This window comes from Exiguobacterium sp. UBA5002, from assembly GCF_002396765.1.
Taxonomy (GTDB): domain Bacteria; phylum Bacillota; class Bacilli; order Exiguobacteriales; family Exiguobacteriaceae; genus Exiguobacterium_A.
The window spans coordinates 57,195-69,129 of sequence record NZ_DGYQ01000013.1 but is presented as its reverse complement, the minus strand read 5'-3'; the positions used below and the strand labels follow the sequence as shown (position 1 = coordinate 69,129).

The window sequence follows — 11,935 nt, the reverse complement described above, 5'->3', positions numbered from 1 at the left end:
GTTCGTTATTTCAAGTAGTCTGTCTCTAATTGTAGGCATCTTCTTGCTTCCTGACAAGCATAACCTGTAATGGGCATGAAAAAAGACACCTTCACGAACGGGTGAAGATGCCTAAAGTCGTGCGATGACTTACAGGTATTGATGCTCGATTTTGATGCAACGATTCTCAATATATGGAATGCCAGCGCCGAGCGCCAGGCTCTCTGCTTCGACACTTGAGAGACCAAGTTGATTCCAGATCATCCCGACGTCACCGTGAGCGACAGCATCTTTCGCGACATCCGCCAAAAACTCAGACCGACGAAAAACGTCAACGATATCGATGTGTCCTGGAATGCTTGCGACGCTCGGATAGACTTTTTGACCGTTCCACTCGTTTAACGTCGGATTGACTGGAATGACTTCGTATCCATGCTGGACTAAGTAGTCAGCAATCCAGTTCGCTGTCTTTCCGGAATCACTCGAGACGCCGACGACGGCAATGCGTTTCGCATCCTTCAAATATTGACGTGCTTGTTGATCGGTAATCATCTAGAACTCCCCCTTATGAAAATAACTCTTACCTAACACTCTTTACCCGAACCGAGATGAAGTATGCGAAATCGAGCACGTTTTCGACGTTTTTCAGAAATCGTCTTGAAATCAAATGAGTCGACCGATGACCCGTCGAACGACTTCTCGATGCAACTGAGAGCGAAATTGACTATTCATTCTTTTTTAGTGATTTAGGTGACATAATACTATTATTGTTATTAAATAGACTCCACAACCCTTAAACCTCTAAAAATAAGTTAAATTCTCACGTGCATCAAGTTGACCAACGACCCGTCTATCACCTTGTCGATGCAACTGAGCGCTCCCTGTCTGACAATTTAACATTGCGTGAAATAACTATTTCACGCAAATAAGTGACTGACGTATCAACGTTTGGTATACTACTACTAGAGGGGTGATTGTCGGATGAGTTTATTTAAAAACCTAGGAAAAACAATACATAAATCGACCGTTTCGGCTACAGCACCAGCGATTCCCGGTTATGAGCGGATGCCACGCTTCATTCAGTCCTATTTAGATCAGTTAGCAGCCAAACATTTCTCATTAGCAACGATGCGTCGGTACGTCTATGACTATGAAGCGTTCTTCCAATTCGTCGCTGCGGCGTCAGGTGAAGAGGTAACAGCGCGAGATATTCCACTTGAAGCATTTGTCGAGATCGATGCAGCAGGAATCGAAGCCTACGCCGAATACCTTGCCTTAACGAAACAAAATGCACCGAGCGTCATCAACCGGAAGTTATCAGCGTTACAGTCACTGTTTCGTTATTTGGTCGATACCGGTCAGTTGTCGGAAAACCCGGTCGCCAAAGTCAATCGACCGAAACAAGCCAAACGGGAACCGGTTTATCTGACAAAACGCGAATGGGACGAATTGATTCAGTTATTACCGTCAAACGTTGAGATGAATGCCCGTGAAGCGTCGCATTATGAACGGGATCGTGTCCGCGACGTGACGTTATTCCAATTACTTGGCTATAGCGGGATGCGTTTAAGTGAGATGACGCAACTCGTTTGGAACGATGTCGATTTCCACGAAAATACGCTCCGCGTCATCGGGAAAGGCAATAAAGAACGATTGATTCCACTTGCGAAACCAGCACGAATTGCCTTACGCAAATACGCGATCCATTATCAGATGCCAACGAGCGGCGCCGTACCTGTCTTCCAAAAACACGGGAAACCACTCAGCCCACGGGCAGTCCAGCATATTTTGCAGCGGCACACGGAACGGCTGAAGCCAGTCCTCCCCTTTTTAGAGCGCAAAAAAATTACGCCACATAAACTACGGCATACGTTTGCGACACGACTTGCGACCGGCGGGGTCGACGTCCTGACGATCCAGCAGTTACTCGGTCACGAATCCGTCGCAACAACGCAGGTCTATGCCCATATCGGTGATTCGGAGAAAAAACGCGCCGTCGATTTATTTGATGGTGAACGATAATAATATTATGTTAACTAAAGGGGGTATCTCATGAATTACGGGCTCAGTGAACGTAAAATCAAACAGATGTCTGATGCCTATGCCTTTCGACGGGGAAAGAAGTATGTCGCTGCCCGAAAGGTCACGTTACACAATTACCGGATGGGTGACGAGCTAATTGAAGCGAGCGTAGACGGTGAGGAACGATTCACGGTGACGGTCCGCGTCAAGGCGCACGGCGTCGACGCTGGCTGTAACTGTCCGTCGCTTGCGATGGATACGTCATTTTGTGGACACATCGTCGCTGTTTTGCTGGCGATGCATCATGTGCAGGCACACGGCACACCAACACCGCTCTCGCCGCAAATCCGCCCTTTTACGGCAATTCAAGTCGACGACGCAGGCGCGCGCAACTATTTACGCAGTCTCACACCTGATCGTCGGGTGGCGATTCATTTCGAACTGACTGGACCCGTCGTGACGCTCAAACGATTGACGGATAAACAGCAGCATCAACTGTCCCTGCCCTACTTCGATCGTTTGCTTGGACAGACAGAGTATTTGCAGCGGGTTGCGGATGTTTCGTTCAGTCCTGATTTACAGGAACGGATTGTTTCCGGTACGCCGATCGTTAAGCTCCATCTCGATCGAACGGCTCAGAAAGTTGAAGTCCGCGTGTCGTTTGATTATCAAGGGATTCAGCTGAATCCACTCGACGAGACGATTTATGTTGGACGGGATCAAGTAACGGAGCAAAGTGTCTTACGCTATTTACGTGAATTCCAAGCAACACCATCGAATTCGCACTATGTCATCACCAGTGACGCCGCGCAGTATGCTTTTTTGCGGAGTCTGCTTGACGAACGGGTTGCGCTCGGTCAACTGGTGTTATTTGCAACGCAAGCCATCCGAACGACGTTACCAAAAGGACCATTTCATCCGCGGATCGAAGTCGACGTGACAGACCGCCTCGACTGGCTTGTGTTCAACTTTTCGATGGACGGAATTCCGGAAGACGAACTGAAACGTGTCCTGAAGTCGCTCATCTTACAAAAACGCTATCACCGCTTGAAATCCGGACAGTTCGTATCTTTAGAGGCACGGGCCTTTCAGCAGTTGCAACGGGTTCTCGCCCAGATGGAAGCGAGTGAACGCGACTTACGCGACGGACGACTCGTCTTACCTGCCGTCCGGAACATGAAGCATCTGATTGGCGCTTCCATCCTCCATCTTCACGCTGATTTGCTCGAGAAATGGTTCGAATTGAAATCCGGACAAGGATTCCGGCTCGACTTGCCGAATTCGTTAGAGTCACAACTCTATCCGTATCAACGGACGGGCATTCAATTTCTGAAGAATTTGGACGCGCACGGATGTCACGGCATCTTGGCCGATGAGATGGGGCTTGGAAAGACAATTCAAGCGATTGGTTATATAGCAACGATTTCGGATAGTCGTGCACTGATCGTCGCACCAGCATCACTGCTCCGCAACTGGGAGGCGGAACTGAAGCGCTTTTTACCCGGTCGACCGGTTCATGTCGTGACGGGTTCTCAAACTAGCCGACTTTCCGAACTGGAGTACTTGGCTGAAAACACAGTGACGATCGTCTCCTATACGACGCTTCGGACCGACGTCCGTCGCCACCCTGTATATGACGTCGTTTTCTTTGATGAAGCACAGCACTTGAAGAATCCGCAGTCACAAACGGTCAGTCAACTGCGACATCTGCAAGCAAAACGCCGGTTCGCCTTGACGGGAACTCCACTTGAGAATCGACCGCGCGATATCTGGTCGATTTTCCATGTCTTGTTTCCGGAATTACTGCCGGATTTAGCGACGTTTGAGAAATGGTCGTTTGATGACATGCAACAATTCATTCAACCATTTTTATTACGGCGTGAGAAAAAAGATGTCTTACAGGACTTACCAAAGAAGCAGATCGAGCATCATTATGTCGAGCTCGGACCGAATCAAAAACGGTTATATGCGTCGTATCTCGCCAAATTGCAACTCGAGACGCTGCAGCATTTAGACGAAACGAAACGTGAAGATCGTTTGAAGTTACTGGCGGGCTTAACGCGGTTGCGGCAAATTTGCAACGATCCGGGATTATTCGTCGAGGGGTACACAGGGGAAGCAACGAAACGAACGCGTCTGCTCTCACTGATTGCAGAAAAACGAGCAGCCGGAAAACGGATCTTGATCTTCTCACAGTATACGCAAATGCTCGAGCGCATTCGTTCGGATCTCGCGCAACGTCACCTCCCCCACTTCCTATTGACGGGTGAGACACCGCTCGAAGACCGGGTCGCGTTATGCGACCGGTTCAATGACGGTGAAGTCGATCTCTTCTTGATTTCGCTTAAAGCTGGCGGAACGGGACTCAACCTCGCCTCCGCTGATACCGTCATCCTCTTTGACAGCTGGTGGAATCCGGCCGTCGAACAACAGGCAGCCGATCGCGCCCATCGGCTTGGACAACAGTCTGACGTGACCGTCATCAAATTGCTGACACGTGGAACGATCGAAGAGAAGATGACGGAATTACAAGATCGAAAAGCCAAAATGGTCGATGCCGTCCTGACGGCTCCAGACAGTGACGCTTTGACCGTCAAGGAACTCGTTCATCTCGTAACGACAAAGGAGGAACAACGGTGATCCTGGATCTCCTGCTTGGTTATCTCATCGGTAGTATTTTAGGTGGTACGCTCTTTAAGTACATTAGTCGTACCGATTTGGCACAGGTCGGTTCCGGAAACATCGGTGCCCGCAATGCCCATCGTGCCGGTGGGCTTCCGGCCTTTTTATTCGTTTATCTGTTTGATGCCGCGAAGACAGTCTTTGCGTTGCAGATCACTGACACGTTTTATCCGGTCGCCCTCGCCGTGCTCATCGGTCACTTGTTTCCGTTGTTTCACCCACGACGCGGCGGTAAAGGGTACGCTGTATTTTCCGGAATCGTCTTCGCTATCACGCCATGGGCATATCTTGCCGGATTAGGCATACTCGGTTTGTCTTATCTCGTAACGAAAGATAGTGTCAAAGCGGGGCTTATTCCGGTCGTTTTACTTCCGTTACTACCCGTCTTCTTAGACGCAGGGTCAGTCAATATCTTGTGTACCGTTGCCGTAAGTCTACTTGTCCTGTGGGCTCATGATGCACTCCACAAGCCAGCCATTACATAAGGAGGACGTCTCCATGATCGACTTTTCCATTGCAACTGCGGACGATGCGGAAGCAATCCATGAATTGAACTACCTCACCTTTACAGAAGAGATTCCGCAACATCAACCGAACATCGAACGGAAACGAATTGATCGATTCCATGATCAGAACACTTACTTGATCGGTAAGGAAGACGATCGACTCGTCGCGATGATCGCCATTCGAAAGCATCGTCCCTTTTCGCTTGAGGAAAAGGGCGTGACGCTAGAAGAGACACTGACGGACCCAGCGGAAATCCGCTTACTTAGCGTTCGTCCCGAATACCGCAATAGTCGTACGTTCATGCAATTGATGCGCTTTTTAATGGTCTACCTCGAGCGGGAGACGATTGATCATGTCTATATCAGTGGTACGACGCGAGAAGCAAAACTATACGCGCGGTTCGGCTTCACACCGATTGCACCAACGCTTGGCAGTGGCGATGCTCAGTTTGTACCGATGTTGTTGTCGCGCGCAACATATGAACGATCCGTCATCGCGGATGTCTTACGTCCCCTGCATTTTCTAGCCGGTCCGGTCGAGGTTGCGCCGACGGTCCGTCAAGCGGCGCAACAAGCACCGCGTCCACACCGTACGGCCTCGATGCGGCAGCTCGATCAAGATTTACGTGGCCGAATGTGTCAGTTGCTGGATTTGCCACATGTCTCGATGGCCGTCGGCAGCGGTACGCTCGCCAATGATATTGTCGCGCAACAACTCACTGGACATGGATTGATCCTGAACGGCGGCGAGTTCGGTCAACGCTTGATTGATCACGCGGCACGTGCCGGCAAGTCCTTTGATGTCCATACGCTTCCCCCCGGTCACCCGATCGACTTGAAGCAACTCGCTCATCAATTGAGGCAAACGGCATACAACTGGATCTGGTTGACGCATTGTGAGACGTCAACGGGTGTTCTCTATGATCTTGATGCAGTAAAAGTGCTGTTAGATGAACGAACTGCACTCGTCGTCGATGCGATCAGCGCTGTTGGAACCGGACATTTCTCATACGATGGCTGCACTTTCGTCACGACTGTTTCCGGGAAAGCGATTGGTGGTTTACCGGGTCTTGCGTTCATTGGTCACGCAGATCGCGTCCTACCTTCTCTCTGTATTCCCCGTTATCTGGATTTAGGACTCTACGCAGAAGGGGTTGCCTTTTCCGGCTCGTCGAACCTGTTGCTTGCCTGTCAGGCAGCGCTTGATGCCCTCGATCTTAATCAAGCAGCAATCAAGATGACCTATCTCGAACAAGCCGTCCGCGCAACTGGATTACAACTCCTCGCACAACAAGAAGCACAAGCGCCGGGAATACTGACGATCGTTCATCCGTCCGCAACTGATTTAGGCGACGCTCTGCGTATTCAGGGGTATCACGTCCAGTACGAAAGCGACTATCTCGTTTACAATCAGTGGCTTCAAATTTCGACGATGGGACAGACGACGATGCGACAAATTGAACGTCTCGTTCGTGTTTTAGTTCGTGAAAATGAACGAATCACCATAAAGAATGAAAAAAATGAAAGACCTCTCAACCCTTGATTTCAAGCGGTTTGGAGGTCTTTCGACTTCGAAAAGATAAAAAAGAGGTTTATGGATTTAAAACATAGGGGTATAAACTCATTAGCACCGCATCAAACCGGTGACTTACTCACACATGTTTCTCAATATCAGCGTAATGACCTGGGAGAGAAATGCAAAGTCACGAAAGCGTCAGATTCATGAGAGTCTGAAACCGATTGTCTTAGCATGATTCATATTGTTCAGGATTCGTCCTGCTCCTACATTCATTACCTTTTGAGGGCTATACCAAATTCAAGGGGGAAATGAACATGTCAGTTAATTTAACAGCCGAAAAACGCGAGGTACGTCCACGCTCACTCCGTAAACAATTGCGTCATGAAGGAAAAGCTCTTGGCGTCGTGTATGGTTACAAAGTGGAAAGTACACCAATCGCGTTTGAAGAAAAAGAATTGCTTAAAATCGTCCGAGAAAACGGTGAAAACGTCTTGATTTCACTCAAACTCGATGGTAAAAATATTAACGTCTTGATCAATCGCCGTGATATGGATGTCTTCACCCCAACAGTCGATCACGTTGAATTCATCGCCGTGAAAATGGATGAAGAAACAGAAGTCGAAGCAGACGTTGTACTCGTTGGCGAAGCAGCCGGTGCAAAAGTTGGTGGCTTCCTATCACAAACACTCTTTAAAGTAACAGTCGCCGCTACACCAGATAAATTACCAGAGAACGTCGAAGTCGACGTCACGAACCTCGAAATCGGCGATTCGATTTCTGTAGCCGATCTTCCAGAACAAAAAGATTTCCGCATCGTTACAGAAGGCGATATTCAAGTCGCAGCTGTCGTCGAATCGACACTCGAGCAGGATCTTGAAGAAATCGAGGAAGCAGAGGCACAAGCAGAAGCTGGCGAAGACAACGAAGCGGAAGCAACAGAAGCGTCTTCAGAAGAAACAGCTGAAGAGAACGAAGACAATAAATAAGTCGTTTAACGATACGCCCTTTGCGGCGTATCGTTTTTTTGTGTCTTGACAACAGGCGCTGGATTGCCTAAAGTGAACAGCGTATCACCTATTACCATATCCACTAGGGGAGCCCAATTGGCTGAGACGATTCACTTCGGACCCTTCGAACCTGATCTAGTTCATACTAGCGTAGGAAAGTGGAGCGATCACATCCAATGACTCCTGCTGCGCGCAGTTTTTCTGAGGACCGCTCTCTTTTTTACGGAGGGCGGTCTTTTTTGGCGTCTCCCCCATTCAAAGGAGGACGTATCTAATGCAACACTGGAAAATGAAAGAAATCATGGTCATGATGATGCTCGCCGTCGCTTGCGGCGTCATCTATCTTGGTTGGTCAACACTCTGGTTACCAATCTCAGCGATCTTCGGTCCTGTCGGTGCCAACTGGATGTTTGGCATCTGGATCATTGCGAGTCCGCTCGTCGCAGCAATCATTCAAAAGCCAGGTGCCGCTTTAATTGCGGAAGTCGTCGCGGCAGCCGTCGAACTGTTCACAGGTAGTCATTTTGGTTTATCCGCTCTTCTGATCGGAGTCTGCCAAGGACTTGGTGCGGAAATCGTCTTCGCGATGACGCGTTACCGTCGTTATGACACATGGACCTTGATGTTATCGGGTGTCGGAGCCGCGATTGGTAGCATCGTTTATAGTCTAATCGCGAACGGATTCGGTTACTACACAACGACGACGTTGCTTGCGACAACTGGCTTACAATTGATCAGCGGCGCATTACTCGGTGGCTTGCTTGCAGCCATTCTCGTCCGTCGCCTTGTTGCGACTGGTGTCTTGAACGGGTTTGCGGCAGGACGTGCGAAACGAGAAATCGCATGATTACTGTCGACGACCTCAGCATCCGCTATCCCGGTCAGATGAAATCGGTGCTCAATCATGTATCGCTGACGATTGAGCAAGGGACGACCCTTCTGCTCGGACGAAGTGGGAGTGGCAAGACGACATTACTTCATGCCCTTGCCGGACTGACACCGGAAACGATTGAAGTCGAACAGACTGGTACCGTTAACCGGTCCGGTTCGGTCGGAATCTTGTTTCAAAATCCAGAAGAACAGTTCTGCATGGAGACAATCGGACGCGAAATCGCTTTTAGTTTAGAAAATCGCTCGATTCCGCGCGTGGAGATGGATGAACGAATTGAACGCTTACTCGCACTCGTCGGTCTCCCCCTCCCCTTCTCGACACCGATCGCGAGTCTATCCGGTGGAATGAAACAGCGTCTCGCGCTCGCAGCGGTCCTAGCACTTGAGCCGACGATCTTATTACTCGATGAACCAACGGCTCAGATTGATCCAATCGGACAACATGAGCTGATGGCGTTGATTTTTCGAATTCAAAAAGAACACGATTTAACGATCGTCTTGATCGAACACCAACTTGATGTCTGTTTGCCGTACGTCGACCAGGTCGTCTTACTTGAGGACGGATCGATTACTGCGACAGCAGATCCACGGGATCTGTTCCCGCAGGATTACAAAGAGCTTCAAACGAAAGGTATTGCCGTTCCCTCTTTGTATCCGTATACGTTAGAGACGTTACCCATAGATGGACCGCAAGCGGCGCGACTTCATGTGCCTTCCCCCGTCGCTACAGCTGGTCGCTCTTTGTTACACGTCGCTGCATTATCGACGAAAGCACCATATCCGCTGACCGATGCGACATTTTCCCTGCAGACAGGAGAATGGGTGATGCTGCTTGGGGCAAATGGATCCGGGAAAAGTACACTGCTTGCGACACTCGGGCGGTTGCTTCCCAATCGTGGAACGTATCAGCTCCAGGGGCGACCGGTTCATCGTTACTCCCGGCGTCGCTTTTATGAGCACGTTGGCTATGTCTTTCAACAACCGGATCTGCAGTTTCTTAAGCTGACGGTCGAAGCGGAAATCGACTGGAGCCACCGGGCAGCGACGAACGTTAAGCGCGCGGCGTTGCTCGAACGGCTGGAACTGACATCTGTCAAACAGCAGTCACCCCTTGCTCTTAGTACGGGGCAACAACGACGGCTCAGCGTCGCAACGATGCTCGGACAAACGAAAGACTTATTGTTGCTCGATGAACCGACCTTCGGACAAGATGGATTGACGACACGACGCTTAATGGAACAGTTACAGATGGAACAACAGAACGGTACGACACTCGTCATGGCGACGCATGATATGGAGCTCGTCGCCCGGTATGCGGATCGTGTCCTCGTCATGGAGCAAGGACGGATTGCTTTTGACGGTCGCCCAAGCGAGTTATTCGCTAACGTTCCATTACTCGAGCGCTGTCAGCTACAACGTCCACTTTCGTACCAATTCCAGGAGGTGAAACGTGATGCAAACGAACGTGTCCCCGTTCGCTAAACTCAATCCCGTCATCAAGGGAAGCGGATTGTTTTTGATCATGTTTGCCTTGATTGCAACGAATGACTGGGTCAAAACGTTAGTATTCCTGAGTTTTGCTATCGCACTGCTACTCCTCTCCGGATGGGGTCCTTTTGATTTCTTGAAGCGACTTGCGCCGTATAGTCTATTATTCTTATTGACGTTCTGGATGATGGCGGCTTTCGGCAAAGGAACGAATATTCTTTGGTCGTTTGGTTGGTTTCATGTCACGTCGGAAAGCGTCGCGCACGGCTGGTTACTTGCCTTGCGGATGGCCACGTTCGTCTGCTTGAGCCTCGCTTTCGTCACGACGACCGACGCGACCCGTTTCGTAATGAGCTTGATCCATCAGGCGAAGTTATCGCCCCGCTTTGCTTACGGATTCCTTGCCGGGATTCGCTTTCTGCCGCAACTGGTCGAAGAAGTCCGCGTTTTGCGGCAAGTCCGGATGATTCGCAATGTGCACAGTCGCTTTCCTGGTGATGGATTTCTTTCAATTGGCTTGCCGCTCTTCTCACGATCGATCCAGCGGGCAGAACGGATGGCGATTGCTCTCGAAGCCCGTCACTTTTCAGCAGAGCGAACGTATTACGAGGTACCGGTCGTTCAGCGTCAGGATATTATTTATCTCGTGGTCATTCTCCTATTCATCAGTCTTGTCTTTTGGCTATGATTACCGTCACCCGTATCCGGGTACACTCTAGCAAGACAGATTGAAGGAGAACGACATGAAACGTATCCTCTTGATTGGTGCAGGTCACGCTCACCTGCATTGCATTACACACGGACCAACAGAAGACGTCGAGTGGCTGGTCCTGAACGCCTCGACGTACCAATATTACTCGGGCATGTACTCTGGGCTTGCTGACGGAACATACGACATGGATGAGATCCGTATCGACGTCGCCGTCTTATGTCGCGCTTATGATAAACCATTCATCGAGGAGACCGTCATCAAAATCGACCCCGTTGAAAAAGTCGTCTTCGGTGCATCCGGCAGACACTATACTTATGACGTCGTCTCGACAAATATCGGCTCGTTCGACTGGTCGGAAGATACGACGCGATTATCGATTAAACCGAACTACCGGTTACCGGATACATTAAAGCGACTGCAACAAGCAAAGCGTCCGGTCGTGATTGGGAGCGGAGCAGCTGCCGTCGAGGTGGCGGCGTCCTTGAAAGCGGCGGGTGTACCGATCACATTGATCACGGATCCAGATATCCTTTCTCGTCATCCGGCAGCGGAAGCCATTACGAGACGGTTAAAAGAACTCGAAGTGTACTGGATCCGGGAACGTCCTATAGATGACGAACTACCATTCCGCTTTATGCATCATCCACCAATCGAGTCAGATGCAATCGTCCGCTTGACGGGTGCCAAAGCTCCGGCATTGTTTGCAGACAGCAATCTCTTCACGGAAAACGGATTTTTACTCGTCAATGAACAGTTACAAGCGCTCGATCATCCAAGTTTGTTTGCTGCGGGTGACGCTGCGACCCTCGTCGCCTACCCCGACATTCCGAAGAATGGTGTCACGGCTGTCCGGCAAGCGCCAATTTTGCTTACGAACCTTTTACGATACCTAGAGGAAGAAGCACTGCAAACCTATCGTCCGCAAACGAACTATTTGACGATTTTATCGATGGGACCGCGTCATGCGGTTTCCCTGTATGGTCGTCATTATTCGACGCACCCGTTCGGTTGGTACCTGAAGCGCTGGATTGATCAACGGTTCATGCGGAAGTATCGCTCATAAAAGTGTGCGCCGGCGCACACTTTTTCTGTACACAAAAACAAGCCATGGACGCGTGTCCATGGCTTG

General features: G+C 49.9%; 10 protein-coding genes and 1 riboswitch. Of the genes, 9 read left to right on the top strand and 1 reads right to left on the bottom strand.

Annotated features, from left to right (window positions below):
* Positions 1-129: 129 nt before the first annotated feature.
* Complete coding sequence (locus B4C70_RS02490) at positions 130-531, bottom strand: CoA-binding protein (RefSeq protein WP_023468336.1); 402 nt, start codon at positions 529-531, stop codon at positions 130-132.
* Positions 532-960: 429 nt separating this feature from the next.
* Between B4C70_RS02490 and B4C70_RS02485 the strand changes: the two genes are divergently transcribed.
* The 9 genes from B4C70_RS02485 (at position 961) to B4C70_RS02445 (ending at position 11,869) form a co-directional block, all read left to right on the top strand.
* Positions 961-2,001 (top strand): tyrosine-type recombinase/integrase, encoded by a 1,041-nt coding sequence (locus tag B4C70_RS02485; RefSeq protein WP_290776839.1) that lies wholly within the window; start codon positions 961-963, stop codon positions 1,999-2,001.
* Between the two features lie 30 nt (positions 2,002-2,031).
* Positions 2,032-4,641, top strand: coding sequence for a DEAD/DEAH box helicase (locus B4C70_RS02480; protein ID WP_290776838.1), 2,610 nt, complete (start codon positions 2,032-2,034; stop codon positions 4,639-4,641).
* Positions 4,638-5,168 (top strand): glycerol-3-phosphate acyltransferase, encoded by a 531-nt coding sequence (locus tag B4C70_RS02475; RefSeq protein WP_290771953.1) that lies wholly within the window; start codon positions 4,638-4,640, stop codon positions 5,166-5,168. The genes B4C70_RS02480 and B4C70_RS02475 overlap by 4 nt, the downstream gene beginning before the upstream one ends.
* A 13-nt stretch (positions 5,169-5,181) precedes the next feature.
* A complete protein-coding gene (locus B4C70_RS02470) occupies positions 5,182-6,732 on the top strand; it encodes a GNAT family N-acetyltransferase (protein WP_290776837.1) in 1,551 nt (516 codons plus the stop codon).
* A gap of 290 nt (positions 6,733-7,022) precedes the next feature.
* Positions 7,023-7,694, top strand: a complete 672-nt coding sequence (locus tag B4C70_RS02465; RefSeq protein WP_214728666.1) for a 50S ribosomal protein L25/general stress protein Ctc — start codon at positions 7,023-7,025, stop codon at positions 7,692-7,694.
* Between the two features lie 95 nt (positions 7,695-7,789).
* Positions 7,790-7,889: riboswitch (TPP riboswitch) on the top strand.
* Positions 7,890-7,989: 100 nt separating this feature from the next.
* Positions 7,990-8,562 carry an ECF transporter S component gene (locus B4C70_RS02460; RefSeq protein WP_290776836.1) on the top strand — a complete coding sequence of 191 codons (573 nt, stop codon included), beginning with the start codon at positions 7,990-7,992 and terminating at the stop codon, positions 8,560-8,562.
* Positions 8,559-10,088 carry an ABC transporter ATP-binding protein gene (locus B4C70_RS02455; RefSeq protein WP_290776835.1) on the top strand — a complete coding sequence of 510 codons (1,530 nt, stop codon included), beginning with the start codon at positions 8,559-8,561 and terminating at the stop codon, positions 10,086-10,088. Before B4C70_RS02460 ends, B4C70_RS02455 begins: the two co-directional genes overlap by 4 nt.
* Complete coding sequence (locus B4C70_RS02450) at positions 10,060-10,782, top strand: energy-coupling factor transporter transmembrane component T family protein (protein WP_290776834.1); 723 nt, start codon at positions 10,060-10,062, stop codon at positions 10,780-10,782. Before B4C70_RS02455 ends, B4C70_RS02450 begins: the two co-directional genes overlap by 29 nt.
* A 55-nt stretch (positions 10,783-10,837) precedes the next feature.
* Entirely contained in the window at positions 10,838-11,869 is a 1,032-nt protein-coding gene (locus B4C70_RS02445) for an NAD(P)/FAD-dependent oxidoreductase (RefSeq protein ID WP_290776833.1), read from the top strand.
* Positions 11,870-11,935: the final 66 nt, after the last annotated feature.

Bases quoted from the DNA above. Each gene is read 5' to 3' on its own strand.
- B4C70_RS02450 (WP_290776834.1), top strand. From the start codon at position 10,060: ATGCAAACGAACGTGTCCCCGTTCGCTAAACTCAATCCCGTCATCAAG.
- B4C70_RS02470 (WP_290776837.1), top strand. From the start codon at position 5,182: ATGATCGACTTTTCCATTGCAACTGCGGACGATGCGGAAGCAATCCAT.
- B4C70_RS02480 (WP_290776838.1), top strand. From the start codon at position 2,032: ATGAATTACGGGCTCAGTGAACGTAAAATCAAACAGATGTCTGATGCC.
- B4C70_RS02465 (WP_214728666.1), top strand. From the start codon at position 7,023: ATGTCAGTTAATTTAACAGCCGAAAAACGCGAGGTACGTCCACGCTCA.
- B4C70_RS02455 (WP_290776835.1), top strand. From the start codon at position 8,559: ATGATTACTGTCGACGACCTCAGCATCCGCTATCCCGGTCAGATGAAA.
- B4C70_RS02485 (WP_290776839.1), top strand. From the start codon at position 961: ATGAGTTTATTTAAAAACCTAGGAAAAACAATACATAAATCGACCGTT.
- B4C70_RS02490 (WP_023468336.1), bottom strand. From the start codon at position 531: ATGATTACCGATCAACAAGCACGTCAATATTTGAAGGATGCGAAACGC.
- B4C70_RS02445 (WP_290776833.1), top strand. From the start codon at position 10,838: ATGAAACGTATCCTCTTGATTGGTGCAGGTCACGCTCACCTGCATTGC.
- B4C70_RS02460 (WP_290776836.1), top strand. From the start codon at position 7,990: ATGCAACACTGGAAAATGAAAGAAATCATGGTCATGATGATGCTCGCC.